The following is an 18603-nucleotide window of genomic DNA, read 5'->3' on the forward strand; positions in this document are numbered from 1 at the left end:
TCACCCGATCACCTTGCCGGCTTCGCGCCGCGCCTTCGCCACCATCGCCGCGACCGCGCACGACGCGAGACGCGTCGTCACCGAATCCGCGCGACTCGTCAGAATGATCGGCACACGCGCGCCGAGCACGATACCGGCCGCGTCCGCGCCGGCGAGAAACGACAGGCTTTTCGCGAGCATGTTGCCCGCTTCGAGGTCCGGCACCATCAATACATTGGCGCGTCCGGCAACCTGCGACTCGATGTGCTTGATGCGCGTGGCTTCGATGTTGATCGCGTTGTCGAGCGCGAGCGGACCGTCCACGAGGCCGCCGGTAATCTGCCTGCGGTCCACCATCTTGCACAGCGCCGCTGCTTCGACAGTCGATGGAATTTTCGGATTGACGCTCTCGGTCGCGGACAGGATCGCCACGCGCACTTCTTCCAACTTCAGCGCGTGCCCTAGGTCGATCGCGTTCTGCAGGATGTCGACCTTCTCTTCGAGCGTAGGCGCGATGTTGATCGCAGCGTCCGTGATGATCAACGGCTGGTCGTACGCGGGCACGTCCATCACGAAGCAATGGCTGACGCGCCGCGCGGTGCGCAGGCCGGTATCGCGGCGAATCACCTCGGCCATCAGCTCGTCGGTGTGCAGGCTGCCTTTCATCAGGGCCTCGGCCTTGCCTTCGCGCACGAGTTGCACGGCCAGCGCGGCGCCGGCGTGGCTATGCGGCGCATCGACGATCGGGAAGTCCGAGATGTCGATGCCGTGTTCGGCGGCAATCGCTTCGATGCGCGCGCGCGGCCCGACGAGCAGCGGCGTGATCAGTCCCATTTCGGCCGCTTCGACCGCGCCTCTGAGCGAACTCTCGTCGCACGGATGCGCAACCGCGGTCGGTAATGGCGGCAGCGTGCGGCTGTATTCGATCAGACGATCATACTTTGCGTGCTTTTCCATCGGCGTATTCCTCGTGTGTGCGGCGCGTTAGGTTCGCGCCGTGTCGACGGTTGCGTCGTGCTTACCTCCGGTTGCGCAGCGTGCCGGCCGCTCACGTGCGGGTCCCGTCCGGCAAACGCGCGGAGCGCTTGCGGCTCACACGCGAACCCAGCACCGCGCGGATACGTTCGACCGCCGTCTTGAGCGCGGCGTCGGGCGGGGCGTTCAACACGCGCTCGTCGGTCATCAGCTTGTCGAGCAGTTGCAGAAAGCGCTCGAGATCTTCGCTATGGGAGAGCAGCTTCGGCAGCGTGGCAATTGCCTCGTCCGGTTCGAAGCTGACGATGATTTCCTGCTCGCCCCGAATGCGCCGCCAGTGGTCGGAACTGATGTCGGGGAGGTACTCCGTGTAACTTTCGGCGATCTCCTTGCGCAGCTCGAAGCGTGAGAGCGGCAACGACTCGCCCTTGCGCGACAGCAGGAAGGCCGCACGCGCGAGCGCCTCCGTGTAGCCGCCGTCGCCGATCGCCTGCAACGCGGTGCGCACGAACGGCAACTCGCGCGGATTGATCGCGCCGGCTTGCGCGGGCGCACCGTCGGCGGGCGCCTTGCCGAGGAACGTCGCATACATGTTCGCGTACACGCTGAAGAAGCTGGCCTCGGTCGCCGCGTCGCGCATGTCGCGGAAATAATCGAGCGACGCGCTGATCATTTGCGAGCCGCTCTCTTCGAGCTTGCTCCACGGGTTATCCGCGCCGGCCCGCTGGCGATTGTCGCGAACCGACTGCGCGGCCGCCGGCAGCCAGCCAAGCCACGGATTCATCGAGGAAACGGCCCAGCGCTGCCAGCGCAGCGGATGAAACTGGCGCAGCATGCTGGCGCCCCTTTCGTTCGACATCGCCTGCACGAACGGCTGCGCGAACAGTTCGTACATACGCTGATTCAACGCGGACACCTCGGCGACCGCTTCGAACGGCTTTTCGTCGATGCGGCCAAAGCGGTTGAAATGCGCGGATATGTCTTCGAGCCGCCGTTCATGAAATTCCACCTCATACTCGATCTCCCCGGCCGCGTTCCGGACCTCGTCGATCGTCATGCCGTAGAGCCCCGGCGGAAACGTTTCGATGGTGTTGAGCACGGAGACGATCTGCGCGTGCTCCTTTTTCGCGACTTTGCCGGACACGAAAATGCCCAGATGACCGATGCTTTGGTGCGTCAGACCGACGATCACCTGACCACGCGCCTTGATCTCCTCGGTGCTGCCGTACAGGTCCGCCACCCAGTTGAACGCCTGTTGAGGCGGCGTGATGTTGTCGCCCATCGACGCGAACAGGATGATCGGTGAGCGGATTTCACGCAGGTCGAACGTCTGGCCGCCACTGTTCTTCACCCCGCCCGACCACAGCTTGTTGCCGACGAACAGGTTGCTCGTGATCCATTCGATCTCCTCGCGATTCATCAGGTAGTAGCTGCCCCACCAGCGCTCGAATTCCAGAAAGCGCGGCGGCTCGGTGTCGATGTTCGAGTACAGGTGGTAGTACTTGTCCCAGAACGTGTTGGCGGGGTTCAGGTTCTCGAAGTTCTGCACCAGATACGCGCCGTCGAACTTGCCGTTGCCGAGATCCGCCGCGTACGACGCGAGCCACGCGCCGCCCAGCATGCCGCCCGCGTAGCGCATCGGATTGTCGCCCTCGCCTTCGCTCCAGGCTCCGCCCCAGTACGACATCGGCGCACCGTTGATGACGATCGGGCCGGTGTCGTCGGGGTCGGAGCTGGCGAGCATCATCGCTGCCCAGCCGCCCTGGCAATTGCCGATGATCGCGGGCTTCGGGCTGTCGGGATGCAGCGAGCGCACCTTGCGCACGAATCGCTGCTCGGCGTTGCACACGTCGAGCAGGGTCTGGCCGGGCTCGGGATCGCGAAAGAACACCACGAAGTAGACGGGATAGCCCGCGCGCAGCGCGACGCCCGCCTGCGAATCGTCCTTGAAGCCGCCGATACCGGGGCCGTGCCCCGCGCGCGGATCGATGATCAGATACGGACGTTTGCGCACGTCGACGCCCACGCCTTCGAGCGGACGAAGTTGCAGCAGCGCATAGTTGACCGGCCGCTCGAATGTGCGGCCGTCGAGCAGCATGTCGTAATCGAAATGCAGCACCGGCGCGGGACCGCTGGCGCTGCGTTCGACGAACTCGTTGCCGCGCCGGTACAGCGTGTCCCAGAAGAGCAGCGAGCGCTGCGCGGCGTCCACGGTGTATTGCCACGCGTTGAGCGGGTTGAACGGCGCGGGCGCCGCGCTTGCGGGCACGCTGTCGTCGTGATCGAGCCCCAGCGTGCCGACGACCCGTTCGTTCAGGTGCCGCTGGGCATTTTGCGTGCGCTTTTGCAGCACGTGGGTGATTTTCGCAGTGATATCCTGGCTTTGTGACAACAGCGTTTCAGCGTCCATCGGGCGACTCCTGAAAGGTGCTCGACACGTCAATCAGGCGGATGCGCCTGCACAGCGGAAGCGATATCGCGGCTCACCGAAGCGAGCGCGCGATCGTGCGCGGCGATGAGCGGCTCGAAACCCGGACCGGACACGGCCTCGTGCGCGACCGATCGGCCGGTGACGGCACGGCCCTTGCCCGGCGGGCGCACGGCCCAGAGCACGTCGACGGTGACGTCGCGCCCGGGCACGGATTCGAAGCGCATTACGTCGATCCGCACATGCCAGACGACGGACGGATCGCGTAGTGCATCGTACAACGAAATCTCCTGCGAGTTCAGCAGGGCGCCGACATCGGCCGCGATCACGCGGCCGATGTCGCCACCAAGCGGCTCCGCCCAGCGGTCGAACTCATTGACCGCGACCTCGTTGTCGCCGATCCGCGTGACGATCTGCGGCCGGTCCACCACCGCGGGTATCGTTACCGGACCGATTACCGCCGCGATCGGCCGGCTCGCACCGGTACTGCTCAACGATTCGTCGGGACTCAGCGTGTAGAAGTTCGTCGCTGGCGACTTGCAGGCGCCGAGCAAAGCACCGGCGAGCGCGAGCATCAGACAGGCCGTGCAGCGGGCCGTGAGGCGGGCTATGAAGCGGGCGATGAAGCGGGGCGTCGCATGTCTCATGGCTTCTTGTCCTCCGACTTGCCGCGCACGAGCGATTCCGGGTGTCGCGACAAATAGTCGGCCAGCGTACGCAGCGAGGCCGCGGTGCGGGTCAATTCACGCATCGCCTCCTCCGTCGATTGCTGCAGCGACGAGTCCGGCTGCAGCGCGGCATTCGCGGAGTCAAGCGTGGTTTGCGCCGAACTCAGCGTATCGCGCGCTTTCGGCATGACTTGCGTGTTGAGCTGCGCGATCATCGCGTTGGTCGTGCGCAGGGTCGAGCGCGCGTCGTTGCCGATGTCCTCGAACGGTATGTTGTTGAGCTTGGTCAGCAAACGCGTGATCGAGTCCTGCAGCGATTGCAGCGTGCGCGGGACCGCGGGTATTTCGGGCGGCGACTTGCTCCAGTCGATCGACGCCTTCGGCGCATCGGGGAAAAAGTCCGCCGCGAGATAGAGCTGGCCGGTCAGCGGATTGCCGCTTCTCAACTGGAAGCGAAATCCGTGCTCGACGAGGTAGTTCCCGAGAGCGTGTGGGTCATTGGTGAGCCGTCCGCCGTTGCCGTCGTTCTGATAGCGCGACGTGAAGCGCTCCGGATAGAGATTGATCTCGACGGGAATGCTGAAACGGCGGGCGTTCGGGTCGAAGCGGGTATAGATCGCCGTCACTTCGCCGATCACGATACCGCGAAAATCGACTGGCGCGCCGACCGTCAAACCGCGGACCGAATCCGTGAAGTTCACCACGAATTTGTCGACGAGGCGATCGTGCATTTTCATCGCTTCGGCGCGTGTGGTGTACAGCTCGAACGGGGTGTTGGTATCGGCGCTCGTCTCAACCTGCGAATCGGGCGGCGATTCGAACGCGACGCCGCCAATGATGATCGACACGATCGACTGCGATTCGATGCGCACGCCGTTGCTGTCGAACGCCATGTCGACACCACTTGCGTGCCAGAAGCGCGTGTCGGTTCTCACGAACCGGTCGTACGGCGCATTGACGAAGACCTTCACCGTGACGCCGCGGCCGTCGGGGTCCAAATGGAACGACGCGACCTGGCCCACCTGAATTCTGCGGAAGAACACGGGCGTACCCACGTCGAGTGAGCCAAGTCCTATCCCGTGCAGTGTGTACTCATGTCCCGGCACGTCGCTCGCGATCACGGGCGGCTCCTCGAGACCGACGAAACTGCGGCGCGCCTTGTTCGAATTACCGACATCGACGTCGACATACGAGCCCGACAGCAGCGTGCCGAGTCCCGACACCGTGCCGCCCGAAATGCGCGGACGCACGACCCAGAAGCGCGTGTTGTCGACGAGCAGGTCCGACACGTCGCGCGTGACTTCGGCCTTGGCCACCACGCGCTTGTGGTCCGGCGACAGCGAGACCGCTTCGACCACGCCGATATCGACGTCCTTGAACTTGAGCTTGGTCTTGCCCGCTTCGAGACCATCACCCGTCTTGAAGCTGATGGTGATCTGCTCGCCGCGCTCGATCACCGCCTTCACCGCCAGCCAGCCGCCGATCAGTATCGCGACGATCGGCACCAGCCAGACCAGTTGCACCCGCAAGCGCGAGCGCGGCACCGGCTCCGCGGCAGGCAGCTCGGGATCTTCATTCGGAGTGGACACGGTTTGTCTCCAACGCGTCCCACATCAGGCGCGGATCGAACGACATCGCGGCGAGCAGCGTCAGCACGACGACCGCGCCGAATGCGATCGCCGCCGGGCCGGCCTTGATCGTCGCCAGCGCCTGAAACTGCACCAGCGCGACCAGCATCGTGATCACATAGATATCGAGCATCGACCAGCGCCCGACCAGCTCGATCATGCGATAGATCCGCGTGCGCTGCCCCGGCAGCCATTGCGAACGAAGCTGCGTCGACAGCGCGAGATACGCGAGGCCGAGAATCTTCAGCATCGGCACGACGATGCTCGCGATGAACACGAGCAGCGCAAGCGGCCACGAGCCGGACACCCACAGATAGACCACGCCGCTCATGATCGTGTCCTTCTGGGTGCCGAACAGTGAGCTCGTGTCCATCACGGGCAGCACGTTGGCCGGAATGTAGAGGACGATCGAGGCCACCAGATACGCCCAGGTCCGCGACAGGCTCGCCGGCTTGCGCAGATGCAACGGCGCCTTGCAGCGCGGACAGACATGCTTGCCGGCGCCGCCGGGCTGCTTGACCAGCAGGCCGCATTCTTCGCACAGCGCGAGTCCGTAGGCCGACGCCGTGATGGCGTTGCGGCGAAAGCGGATTGGCGGCAATTGCCATGTGTGCGCGCCACGCATTGCCGTGATGCGCGTCCACACCTCGTGCGGATCGAACATCGCCGCCGCGGCCGCGAGCAGCAGCATCAGCGCGATGAACGACCACAGCGCGGTGCCCGGCACCACCCTCGCGATATGGGCGAGCTTGACGAGCGCGACCAGCAGACCGAGGATCAGCACCTCGGTCATGCCCCACGGCCGCGCGAGCTGAAACAGACGAAAGCCCTCGGCCGCGTGCCACGGTATGCGCCCGAAGTGCAGCGGCAGCAGCAGCCAGAGCATCGCCACGGTCTGCAGGACCGGCGTGACGATCGTCGTGAGGCCGACCAGCAATGCGAGCGGCCACGTTCCGAACACGTACAGCATGCGCACCGCACCCGCGAGCGTCGTCTGCACGACATGGCCGTTCAGCGACAGACCGACGATCGGAAACAGGTTCGAGATAACGAGCAGCACGGCGGACGCGCACGTGAATGCGAGCGCATACTCCGGCCCGTTCGAGCGTCCTCGTCTGAGTTCCGCGCGACATCGCTGGCAACGCAAAGCATGGCCTGCGGCGGGCGGCGCGCCGAGCTGAAGCAGGTCGCACTCTTCGCACGCGATGAGCTCGTTGCGAGTCATCTCGCCTCCACCGCGGCCGCAGGTCCGCCTGGCGCGGGCGCGTTCTGCGAGACCGGCGCCATCCCAGGCGGCGTTCGCGGCGCGGGCGGGGGCACCGTCAGTTTTTCCGCCTCGGTCACCCAGCCGCCACCCATCGCCTTGTAGAGCGTGACGAACGAGGTCAGCTCGGCACCCTGAGTTTGCGTATAGCTGAGTTGCGCATTGAACAGACTGCGCTCCGCATCGAGCACTTCGATGTAGCTCGTGTAGCCGCCTTCGTAACGCTGCCGTGCGAGGTGCGCGTACGTGTGCAGCGCCTCGACCTGGCTGCCTAGCGAATCGAGTGCCTGATGGGTCTTCTGCACGGAGATGAGCGAGTCCTCGACCTCCTGGAACGCCACCTGGATCGCCTTTTCGTACGAGTACAGTGCTTCCTGCTGACGCGCCTCGGCCTGATGCACCTGGCCCGTGATGTTTCCCGCCGTGAAGATCGGCTGAGTGATGTTGCCGGCAAACGACCACACCCGCGCCGGACCGGTGAACAGATTCGAGAACTGCGCGCTGACCGAACCGAACAGCCCGGTCAACGAAATCGACGGGAAGTACAACGCGCGCGCCGCGCCGATCAGCGCGTTTTGCGCGACCAGCGACTGCTCGGCCTCCAGCAGGTCGGGGCGGCGTTCGAGCAGATCGGACGGCAACCCCTCGGGAATCTGCGGCGTACCCATCTGCGACAGTTCGCGCCCGCGCAGAATCGCGCCGGGATTCGTGCCGATCAACACCGACAGCGCGTCTTCCTGCTGGCCGATCTGTTGTTCGATCTGCGGCACCGTGACCCGCGCGGCTTCATATTCCGACTGGCTTTGCGCGAGTTCCATCTGCGAAACCTCGCCATATTTGAAGCGCGCCTCGAAAACACGCACCGATTCCGCGCGGCTCTCCACGGTCTCCTTCGCGATTTCGAGCTGCCGGTCCAGACTGCGCAGATTGATGTAGGCCGAAGCGACTGAGGCGACCAGCGTCAGGATGGTCGCGCGGCGGCCCTCTTCGCTCGCAAGCAGATTCGCGCGCGCCGCCTCGGTTTCGCGGCGCACCTTGCCGAACAGATCGACTTCCCAGGACACCGCCAGCGACGCGTCGAACTGGTTATAGACGGGGTTCACGCCTTTCGGTATCGGCACGCCTGCGTCCTGCGAGGCCCGTTGACGCGACGCGTCGGCGCTTGCCGAGAGCTGCGGAAACAACGCGGAGCGCGTCGTCACGAACTGTCCGCGAAACTCGTCGACCCGCGCGGCCGCGACCTTCACATCACGATTGTCCTGCAGCGCGGTGGCGATCAGCTGATCGAGCACCGGGTCCTGAAACTGCTCCCACCATGTGGCATTCGCGATGCCCGCGGCCTCGCCCTGGCCAAAGCGATAGGTGGCCGGCACGTCGACCGCCGGGCGCTCGTAATTGGGGCCGAGCAGGCATCCGCCCAGCCCGAGCAGCAGGACGGATGCGAGCAATCGCGCGAGTGCCGTCCGGCGCATGTCACTCCCCTTCCCGCGGCGCGGACGGCGCACCGGTCGACGCGCCGGGCCCTGGCATCGCGGGGGGTCCGCCAGGCTCGACGCCCGGCGTCGGCTTCGTGCCTCCTTTCGAGCGCGACGACATCGATTCGAGCAGGTAATAGAACATCGGGATAAAGAACACGGCGATCGCCGTCGCGCCCAGCATCCCGCCGATCACGCCAGTGCCGATCGAATGGCGGCTGTTGGCCGACGCGCCCGTCGCGATTGCGAGCGGCACGCAGCCGAGAATGAACGCGAGCGAGGTCATCACGATCGGCCGCAGCCGTTCTTCCGCCGCGGTCATCGTCGCGTCGAATACCGATGCGCCCGTCTCGCGATTGAGCACCGCGAATTCGAAGATCAGGATCGCGTTCTTCGCCGCGAGCGCGACCAGCATGGTCAGGCCGATCTGGAAGTAGACGTCGTTGGACAGACCGCGCAGCAAGATCGCGAGCAGCGCGCCGAACAGCGCGAACGGCACCGCCATCAGCACACCGACCGGTAACGACCACTTCTCGTACTGCGCGGCGAGGATCAGGAACACCATCACGAGACCGAACACGAACACGAGCCCGGAGGTGCCGCCCGACTGGCGTTCTTCGAACGCCTCGCCGCTCCACGCGATGTCGTAGCCGTCCGGCATCTGCGCGGCGAGTTCTTCCAGCGTCGAGATCACCTGCCCGGAGCTGAAGCCCGGCGCGGCATTCGCCGTGATCTTGATGGCCGGGAAGTTATTGAATCGCGTGACGAGGTCTGGGCCCGTCACATAGCGGTAGGTCGCCACCGACTTGATCGGCACCATCGTGCCGTTGGTGCTGCGCACGAAGATCTGGTCGAGATCGGTGGGCTTCAGGCGATACGATGGCTCCGCCTGGAGAATCACCTGCCACAGCCGGCTCGAACGGTTGAACTGCGAGACGTACAGCGAGCCGAACATCGTCTGCATCGCGCTATAGACGTCTTCGACCGGCACGCCGAGCGTCTCCGACTTGTCGCGATCCACGTCGACCAGCAGTTGCCGCGACGCCGCATTGAACGTCGTCGTGACGCGGGTCAGCTCCTTGCGCGCCCGCGCTTTCTGGACGAACTGGTCAGCCACACCCGCAAGCTGGGCGATGGAAGCGTCCCCCTTGCTCTGAATCCACACCTCCGTGCCGCCCGTCGTGCCGAGCCCCGGAATCGACGGCGGGTTCACCGGCAGCACGATGCCCTCCTGCACGTTCGCGAAGTAGCGATACGCGTCGAGCAGCACCGCGCGCGCATTCTGCGTCCTGATGTTGGCCCGCGTGTAGCGTTCGTCGAAGCTCTTCAGGCCGACAAAGAACGTGCCCGCGTTGTTCTTGTTCTGGCTGTCGAGCAGGCTGAAACCATCGATCGTGGTGATGCTGCCGACCGCTTCCTGCTTCATGAAGTAGTCGGTGATGATCTGCGATACCCGACCCGTGCGGTCGAGGCTCGCGGCGTCCGGCATGATGACCGCGCCGAGGAGATAGCCCTGGTCCTCAGGTGGCAGGAACGCCGACGGAATCGAGCGCACCATCAGCACCGCCAGCACGATCATCGCGACGAAGAACACGAGCCCCATGATGAAACGCTTGATGATTAGCTTGACCGTGCGCGTATAGCCCGACGTCATGCGGGCGAACTGATTGTCGAACCAGCGGAAAAAGCCCTTCTTCTCGTGGTGCGAGCTAGTCAGCAGCAACGCGGCGAGCGCCGGTGACAAGGTCAGTGCGACGATGCCGGACAGCACCACCGAAATCGCGATCGTGATCGCGAACTGCTTGTACATCTGCCCGGTGATGCCGCCGAGAAACGCGACCGGCACGAACACCGCGCACAACACCAGCACGATCGCCACGACTGGCCCGGCGACTTCGTCCATCGCCTGTTTCGCGGCCTCTTTCGGCGAGAGCTTGTGCACCGTCATGTTGCGTTCGACGTTCTCGATCACGACGATCGCATCGTCGACGACGATACCGATCGCGAGCACCATGCCGAACAAGGTCAGCATGTTGATCGAGAAGCCCAGCAGCAGCATGAACATGCAGGTGCCGACGATCGACACCGGCACCGCGATGATCGGAATCAGCGTCGCGCGAAGGCTTTGCAGGAATACGAACACGACGATCACGACGAGCACCAGCGCTTCGAAGAACGTATGGATCACGTCCGAGATCGACGCTCGCGTGAACTCGGTCGTGTCCATCGCGATCTCGTAGGTCATGCCTTCGGGAAACGACTTCTTCAGCTCCGCGAGTGTCGCGCGCACCTGCTTCGCCACGTCGAGCGCATTGGCGCCCGGCTGCTGATACACGGCGAGCACGGTGGCCGGCTTACCCTGGAAGCGGCTGCGAATCGAGTAGTCTTTCTGGCCAAGCTCGGCACGGCCGATGTCCTTGAGCCGCACGATCGCCGCGCCGCCGCTCGCGGCACGCACGATGATGTTGTCGAACTGCGAAGGCTCGGCGAGGCGCCCCGTGGTCGTGACCGCGAACGACTGCTGAACTGCTGAGCCGGTCGGCGACTGTCCGATACTGCCCACCGCGAACTGCTGGTTCTGGTTCGCGACGACCCGTTGCACGTCGGCGGCCGTCACGCCCAGCTGCGCCATCCGGTCGGGCTTCAGCCAGATCCGCATCGCGTAGTCTGGCGTGCCGAAGATACTCGACTGGTTCGCGCCGGGGATCCGCTTGATCGCGTCGAGCACGTAGATGTTCGTGAAGTTCGCGATATAGGTCGCGTCGTAACGGTCGGTGGGCGAATAGACCGCGATCACCATCATGAACGCCTGCGACTTTTTCTGTACCTGAACGCCTTGCGCCTGTACCGATTGCGGCAGTTGCGGCAGCGCGAGATTCACGCGGTTCTGCACGTCGACCTGGGCCAGTTCGGGGTTCGTGCCGATCTGGAAGTACACGTTGAGCGTGACATTGCCGGTCGACGAACTCGACGAGTTCATGTAGATCATGTTGTCCGCGCCGTTGACCTGCTGCTCGATCGGCGCGGCGACGTTGTTCGCGACCACCTCGGCGCTGGCGCCCGGATAGGTGGCGGACACCGTGATCTGCGGCGGTGTGATGTCGGGGTATTGCGCGACCGGCAGCGCGAACATCGCAATGGCGCCGCCGAGCGTGATGACGATCGAGATGACTGACGCGAAAATCGGCCGGTCGATGCAATAGCGCGAGATATTCATGGGACTGTCCCGTCACTCGGCGGCAGGCGCCGCCGCAGCCGCCGAGCCGCTCCCGACGACGGACGGCACCGTTTTGACGATCTTCAGCGACGAATCCGCGGTGACGCGCAGCGCGCCATCGACGACGATCCGCTCGCCCGCCTTGAGTCCATCCGACACGAACCAGTTTTCGCCCTGCCACTCCCCGACTTCGACGACCCGCTGATGCGCCTTCGAGTCGTTACCGACGACCCACACGAAGTGGCTCTTCGCCCCCTGCAATACCGCGCGCTGCGGCACCAGCGTCGCGTGGGGCCGGATCGCGCCGGAAACGCGGGCCCGCACGAACTGGCCGGGGCGCAAGGTGCCCTTCGGATTGGCGAAGGTCGCGCGCACGAGGAAGGTCCCCGTTTCCGTGTTGAACGCCGGGTTCGCGAAGTCGATCTCGCCTTGCTCGGCATAGGGTGTGCCGTCGGCGAGAATCAGATGCACGGAGAAATCGTTGTGCGGGGGAAATCGCAACAGTCCCGCCGCGATGTCGTCCCGGTACTTCAGCATCTCATTCTCGGAGATGCTGAAGTTCACCCACATCGGGTCGAGCTGATACACGTAGGTCAGCAGGCCGTTCGCGGTTGCCGTCACATAGCTGCCATCCTGCTGCCGCGCGAAGCTCGACAGGCCGTTCAGCGGCGACTTGATCGTCGTGTAGCCGAGGTTCAGGAGCGCGGTGTCGACTTCGCCCTGCGCGGCGATCACCGCGGCGGCACTTTGCTTCTCGTTGCCGACCGCGTCATCGAGATCCTTCTTGCTCAGCGCGTTCTGCGCCGCCAACGGCTCCACGCGCGCGAGATTGGCCTTGGCGACTTCGAGACGCGCCTGCTGCTGGGCCAGTTGCCCTTTCGCCGTCTGCAGCGCGGCCTCGAACGGCTTGCGGTCCATCTGGAACATCGTTTGTCCGGTCTTGACCAGCGTGCCTTCGGTGTACAGGCGCTTGTCGAGGAAGCCGTCCACCCGCGTGCGGATCTCGACTTCACGCGAACTCTGCGTCTGCGCGGTGAATTCGAAGTCGACCGGCGTGTCCTGCTGCGCGACCGTCATCACGGTCACTTCGGGCGCGGCGGCGACCGGCGGCGCGGCAGCCTTCTTGCACGACGCGAGCAGTGTGAGCAGCGCCAGCGCCGCGACGACGACGGGCAGCGTGAGAGCGCCGCGAGAATCCGGCCGCGGCGAAACACAGGACACGGGGACGGCTTTCATCGCGCACTCCGCCAGATCACAAGGGCGTGCAATTGCCGAACAGCACGAAGGCGTCGTCTCTGTTCGCGATCGTCAACGTCATCTCACCGTCCACCGCATCGACGATCAGCGTCCAGCCAAAGCCCATCTCCGTGCCGAGGATGAGGACCTGATTAGGATCCTTGTTGACTGAGACCATCGGCGTCGTGTGCGCGGGACCAATGACGACGCGTTTGTCGAAGTCGAGAGTCAGGAATCGCGGCGCACCGACATCTGCGGGCAACGAGCGCGTGCAGGCGATGCCCGGATCGCAGGCGTGCGCATCAATGGTCGCGCAGATCAGCCGCTTGCTGCCGTCGAAGTCCGCCGCGCCGACCTGCAACGCTACGGTGCTGAGAAGAATCGCGAGACACAGCGGGCTTGATTTCATCACGTGCGCTCCCCCTTCTTTCCTTGAACGCCGCAGCCCTGCGCGCAGCGAATGGCGCGCGCAAAGGCAGGCATCTGCCGCGAACGGTTCGGTTCGACGCCTTGGCTCAGTTCAGTTTGGTGGCCCGCAGAAACGGCGACAATCGGACCTTGGTCTCATATCATCCGGCGAGAATGCGCGCCTTCAGGGTGTCGGCGGACCGCCGATGGCCATCTCGACCGCCTTGAACAGGATCGCGCTGGTGAACGGCTTGCGCAGATACGCGGCCGCGCCCGCCGCAAGCGCGGTCTGGCGTACGGAGATATCGTCGTAGGCGGTGATCACGATGACGGGTACACCCATTTGCGCGAGCTGACGCTGGACTTCCAGGCCGTTGCTGCCCGGCATCTGCACATCCAGAATCACGCAGGCAGGCCGATACGACGGAATAGCCGCAAGCGCATTCAAGAACTCGTCGCCGCTGTAAAACGTCTCCGCCCTGATCCCTTCGGAGTGCAGCAAACGCTTGATGGCTCGGCACACCGAGTCGTCATCGTCGACCACCGCAACAAATTGGTTTGGGTTGACCATATGACGCCGCGAGCGCGCAGCCGCTCCGGAAAGTAGACCACTGATGTCTTAGCGTAATGGTCGAAAGCCAAACGAGATATAAGACTTTGGTCCACTAGCGGTATCGCCCAGCGCCGACCAGAGTCGCGAGGCAACGCGGGAATGCGCACCCGATTCGGGCGATTATTCTTCGTCGGCGGTACAAACGCCGGCCTTCTGCACCAGTCGAACGAGTTCAACGATCGATCGGGCTTTCATCTTCTCCATCACGCGGGCCCGATGAATCTTGATGGTCTTTTCGGCCGCGCCCAGATCGCTCGCAACCTGTTTGTTCAGGCGGCCGGTGACGACGAGTTCCATGACTTCGCGCTCGCGGCGTGTCAGATGCCGCATCCGCTCTTCGATTTCCTCGCGTTCGTGGCGCCGCCTGCTTTCGACGCACGCGCGCGCGAGCGCGCGATCCACCGCGGCGAGCAACAGTGAGTCGCGCACCGGCTTGGGCAGGAAGTCCACCGCTCCGCCCTTCATCGCGTCGACGCTCGAACTGATGTCGCCATGTCCGGTCAGAAATACGATCGGCAGAAGCTGATCGAGCTTGCGCTGCACTTCGAGTCCCGTCATGCCCGGCATCTGCAGATCGAGAACGAGGCAGGCCGGCATGCTCGTCAGATCGGCCCGGTCGAGAAAAGCTTCGGGACTGTCGAAGCATTCAACCTGATAGCCCGAGGCGCGCAGCAATCGGGCGAGCGCGCTGCGCACACTGTCCTCGTCGTCGACGATAAATACGCGTGTGGTGGTTTGGTTCATGATGTTCAGGGCGCCCGTCCCTGTCGGATATCAGTCGCCACGGGCAGCGCGACGTGAAAGGACGCCCCTTTGCCCTCGTTGTTTTCCGCCCACAACTGGCCGCGGTGCGCGGTGACGATCGTACGGCTGATGGAAAGACCCAGGCCGAGCCCCTGCGGCTTGGTAGTGAAAAACGGCCGGAAAATCCGCTCCATGCTTTCGACGGCGAGGCCCTGCCCGCGATCCTTGACCGTTATCCGTACCAGTCCGCCCGGCTGCTCGCGCACCATTGTTTCGACGACACAGTCCGCTGCAGGGCAATCCTTGACCGCGTCGAAAGCGTTGAGCAGCAGGTTCAGGATCACTTGCTGAAGCTGCACCTTGTCGCCGCAAATCAGCGTCAGACTGTCGGGGATGTCGAAGCTCGTACGCACGCCACGCGTCAACGCATCGCTGTGCACGAGCATCTCGACGTCGCGCACGACGTTGCCGATGTCCAGCAACTGCAATTCGACATCGCCTTTGCGTACCAAGGCGCGGATTTTCTGCAGCACGTCGTTGGCGCGGCAATCGTCGGCGACGATATCTTCGAGCGCTTCGCGCAGCTCCACTACGTTGGTCGTCTCCGCATCCATGAATTTGCGCGCGGCCTGTGCGTTGAACAGGATCGCGGTAAGCGGCTGCTTCAGCTCGTGCGCGAGCGATCCGGCCAGTTCGCCCAATGAAGAAACCCGGGAGAGATGCACGAGTTCTTTGGTATTGCCATCGACTTCGCCGCAGGCACTGCAATCCGATATCGCGGCGATCCGCAATTCCTGATTGCGCACGCGGCATCGCGTGGTTTCGGCCTGCGCGTGAAAGCCGCCGCCGTCGCGCCGCCGCGCCATCAATGTCTGCGTAGTCGAAACGCCGGGGATTTGTATTTTCGTGCCATGATCGCCGAGCTCTGGACGATCGCCGTTGAAACCATCGGTCGGAAACAGCCTGGAGACCGGCGCGCCGATCAGCTCTTCCCTCGTATAGCCGAACAGTTGCGCAGCGCGCGCGTTCACGAAGATGATCTGGTCCCGCTGATCGACCGTGACGATCGGGACCGGCAACATTTCGAGCGTCTCCCGCAGCGGGGTTCTCGTGTTGAGCGTGCGTCGCGCAATGCGATCGTAGTCGCCTCGCAGCCACGCCGTGCACGCGACCACATAACGCTCCCATGTCGGCCGTGATTGCGGCGGCTCATGGGTATCGCGGATCCTCTGTCGGCTCGACGTGCCAGGTATGCCGCGAAGGCGCTGAAAACGGTGACGCCTGGGTGAAGACTGTCTGGAAGGGTCGTGCCCGGATAGTGGAGGACCGTCGGTGCATGCGGTGTCGGCTTGTGAAGTGTGGTGCCGGACCGCATCGCGCGGTTGCGCGTACAGCGTCGTGAAAATTTCCGCTACCCCAATCGCCAGGTGTCTGCCGTGCATGATCAGATTTATCATTGGCACCTCCAAGTCCAGTGCGAACGGATTCTGTACAACTGCGACGTCTTTATCTTTGGGCTTCGAACCACATAATTGACTTCACAATCAGTACTTCGCACGTCTGGTGGCTGGAACTCAGTATAGGCTATCTGTAATCAATTACCGGCGGGCAAGCGTGATTCGTGCCGTTTACTCGGGAAAATACTCAATAGACTTATGCATTGTCCGCCATTGCTCGCCAATTGACGACAGTATTTGGTAGGCGGTTAATTATTTCATCGCGAGTGGCATCCGTGTCGGCGCATTCGCGCGAAAAAAACGTTAGCAAACGTACTATGTCACACCATGGTAGCGCTTTCAAATGAATACGCACGGCCTTAAATATTTCGCGAATCACAAAAACAGCAAATATGACAACGCTAATTCGCGGATCGCATTAATTCATCGGTGAACAGATTCATTTATCCGCAGCCGACGTATTTTAACGCCTGTTATTTCAGTGCGAATCATTATCATTCTTCGGCAACAAAAAAGATTTATGCCAGACGCATCGCTCAACGCAGTACAACGGCGAGAGCGCCCGCATGGGGCTCGCAGCGTTTCGCGGGGACAGTCGATGGGAACGACGATGGGGATCGCCGTAGGTGGGGACATGCGAAGCGTGTCGCGCGGCTTCGCTGTAACGAAGCCGCGATATCACGCGATGGAACAGTCGCGCTCAATACGGATACCGATGCAAGCTGTAAAGAGCGACGACGCACCGCGTCGTGCCGCCAGGTGACAGCACAATGACGACTCAATGCCGCTCTTTGCCGCGCCCTGCTACAGGTTCATCCGCGTGACCTTGGTGCCGGCCAGCGACACGTCGGCCATCAGGCCCGCATTGGTCAAGACCATCGCAATGACCTCGGAGGTTGCCGACGTGGTATCGATCGTGCCGGTAGCCCCGACTTTCACGACCGAAACCGAGACATCGCCGCCCACCGACCAGCCCGCAGAATTGCGGAATTTCTCGAGCGAATTCTGCGTCATGAACAGGAAGATCACGGCGGTCGACTGCGCGCCTGCCTGCAATCCGAACGAAGCCGCGGCGGTACTGTAATAGCCGACCGTCTTTCCACCGACGCGCAACGCACCTTCACCGTATTCAGCACCGACGAGGAACGCCGCCTTCTTCACCGAAGGAAACACCAGCACGCCTTGCGCCTTCGATACGAGTTCGTGCGAGCCTTGCACCGTACTGAACAGTTTCGACATCGTACCGTCCACGGCCGCGTCGATCTCCTGCCGTTTGGCGGCATCGGTAGCGGGACTCTCGCCGCTGCCTCCCGTCGTCGTGCAACCCGCCAAAGCCAGACTCGCGGCCATGGTTGAAAGCGCGAGCGTGTGCACAAAGTTCCGTCTGTTCACTATCGACCTCCGTTCCGGTTACGGTGCGATTCGCCAGTCCTGATGTCTGGAAGCCCCGATCTTTTTTCTCTACCGTGAAGCGCCATGGCCGCACGTCGCGAGCCCTGGAAGCATCGGCTCAAAGACCACTGGAGCGACGACTGCAACGCTTGCAGTTACATGATGTCACGCTGCAGAAGTTGCGGAATCGGACTTTAGTCTTACAGCTAGCGGGACGTCGATGCACGAAAAGCGATGTCAGCGACGCGGCCTGGCCTCATCGGCATTGATCATCCGCCGAGCGCGATAATCGCGATCGTAAGCAGGATGCCGAGCGCCGCCATCGCAAGGCCGGCTTGCCAGCCGCTGAATCCCGCGTAGTGACCCAGCGCCATGCCGCTGCCGAATAGCATCGCAACGGTCAATACACGGGAGACGATCAACGCCGTCGCGACGTTCGCGATCAGCAGGAACGGCAGCGCAACCGGAAATGTCGCGACGACCACGAGCAGAAAGATGCCCACCGCGCCGATGAAGTCGTCGAGCGCAAACACGGCGCGCTGCGGCACATCGGGCCGCGCGGTAACACGCCTGCGGATGGACTCGAGCTCGGTATCGCCGATCAGTGGTTTGAGCCAGCCCGCCATCGCATCGCGAAGCGTCTGAACGCCCGCGGCCGCATCCGGCTCGCTGCGCACGGCATGCGCAAGCGTCACACGCCTGCCGCGGGCCACCAGCGTACGCACGAGGTACATGACCGCGTCTGCGAGACCCCATGCAAGATTGCAGCCAAGCGCGGTGAAGAACATCTTGTGACCCGCGTCCAGACCCGCGCCCACCGCGGATACGGTGCCGACGAACGTGAGCGCCATGAAGAGGCCGAAACACAGCTCGCACACGCGATCGACGACATCGAGAACCCGCTCCCTGTCGCCGACGCTTTTCTGCTCCGTCAGATCGGTGGCACCCATGAGGCCTCCCGCGGCGATAGCGTTGATCGAACCCGCGCGCTTCGCCGGCATACCGATGGGGCACGGCGACGCCAGTCGGATCGGGCACGCGCGAGCAGACGCCCACAGCCTACAGCGCGCCGTGCGCCGACGATATTGGACCAAGGTCGTATGGCCCCTTTTCGCGCAC

General features: G+C 63.5%; 14 protein-coding genes. All 14 read right to left on the bottom strand.

The features are described from left to right. A complete protein-coding gene (locus L0U81_RS25065) occupies nucleotides 1-936 on the bottom strand; it encodes a phosphate acetyltransferase (RefSeq protein ID WP_233806851.1) in 936 nt (311 codons plus the stop codon). Nucleotides 937-1027: 91 nt separating this feature from the next. Beyond that, on the bottom strand, nucleotides 1028-3364 hold the full coding sequence (locus L0U81_RS25070; protein ID WP_233806853.1) for a DUF3141 domain-containing protein: 2337 nt from the start codon (nucleotides 3362-3364) through the stop codon (nucleotides 1028-1030). A gap of 29 nt (nucleotides 3365-3393) precedes the next feature. Beyond that, entirely contained in the window at nucleotides 3394-3957 is a 564-nt protein-coding gene (locus L0U81_RS25075) for a PqiC family protein (RefSeq protein ID WP_233807946.1), read from the bottom strand. 68 nt (nucleotides 3958-4025) lie between these two features. After that, complete coding sequence (locus L0U81_RS25080; protein ID WP_233806862.1) at nucleotides 4026-5639, bottom strand: PqiB family protein; 1614 nt, start codon at nucleotides 5637-5639, stop codon at nucleotides 4026-4028. Further along, on the bottom strand, nucleotides 5623-6903 hold the full coding sequence (locus L0U81_RS25085; protein ID WP_233806864.1) for a paraquat-inducible protein A: 1281 nt from the start codon (nucleotides 6901-6903) through the stop codon (nucleotides 5623-5625). The genes L0U81_RS25080 and L0U81_RS25085 overlap by 17 nt, the downstream gene beginning before the upstream one ends. Next, nucleotides 6900-8414: an efflux transporter outer membrane subunit gene (locus L0U81_RS25090; protein WP_233806866.1), complete on the bottom strand. Its 1515-nt coding sequence runs from the start codon at nucleotides 8412-8414 to the stop codon at nucleotides 6900-6902. The genes L0U81_RS25085 and L0U81_RS25090 overlap by 4 nt, the downstream gene beginning before the upstream one ends. Nucleotide 8415: 1 nt before the next feature. Beyond that, complete coding sequence (locus L0U81_RS25095; protein WP_233806868.1) at nucleotides 8416-11634, bottom strand: efflux RND transporter permease subunit; 3219 nt, start codon at nucleotides 11632-11634, stop codon at nucleotides 8416-8418. Nucleotides 11635-11646: 12 nt separating this feature from the next. Continuing rightward, nucleotides 11647-12870, bottom strand: a complete 1224-nt coding sequence (locus L0U81_RS25100) for an efflux RND transporter periplasmic adaptor subunit (protein ID WP_233806870.1) — start codon at nucleotides 12868-12870, stop codon at nucleotides 11647-11649. A gap of 16 nt (nucleotides 12871-12886) precedes the next feature. Then, entirely contained in the window at nucleotides 12887-13279 is a 393-nt protein-coding gene (locus L0U81_RS25105; protein ID WP_233806872.1) for a hypothetical protein, read from the bottom strand. 183 nt (nucleotides 13280-13462) lie between these two features. Next, nucleotides 13463-13849, bottom strand: a complete 387-nt coding sequence (locus L0U81_RS25110; RefSeq protein WP_233806874.1) for a response regulator transcription factor — start codon at nucleotides 13847-13849, stop codon at nucleotides 13463-13465. A 162-nt stretch (nucleotides 13850-14011) separates the two neighbouring features. Next, nucleotides 14012-14635 (bottom strand): response regulator transcription factor, encoded by a 624-nt coding sequence (locus L0U81_RS25115; RefSeq protein WP_233806876.1) that lies wholly within the window; start codon nucleotides 14633-14635, stop codon nucleotides 14012-14014. 5 nt (nucleotides 14636-14640) lie between these two features. Further along, nucleotides 14641-15810: an ATP-binding protein gene (locus L0U81_RS25120; RefSeq protein ID WP_233806878.1), complete on the bottom strand. Its 1170-nt coding sequence runs from the start codon at nucleotides 15808-15810 to the stop codon at nucleotides 14641-14643. 1086 nt (nucleotides 15811-16896) lie between these two features. Further along, complete coding sequence (locus L0U81_RS25125; RefSeq protein ID WP_442793449.1) at nucleotides 16897-17484, bottom strand: BPSL1445 family SYLF domain-containing lipoprotein; 588 nt, start codon at nucleotides 17482-17484, stop codon at nucleotides 16897-16899. Nucleotides 17485-17753: 269 nt separating this feature from the next. Next, nucleotides 17754-18434, bottom strand: coding sequence for a hypothetical protein (locus L0U81_RS25130; RefSeq protein WP_233806880.1), 681 nt, complete (start codon nucleotides 18432-18434; stop codon nucleotides 17754-17756). Nucleotides 18435-18603: the final 169 nt, after the last annotated feature.

The organism is Paraburkholderia sp. HP33-1, from assembly GCF_021390595.1.
Taxonomy (GTDB): domain Bacteria; phylum Pseudomonadota; class Gammaproteobacteria; order Burkholderiales; family Burkholderiaceae; genus Paraburkholderia.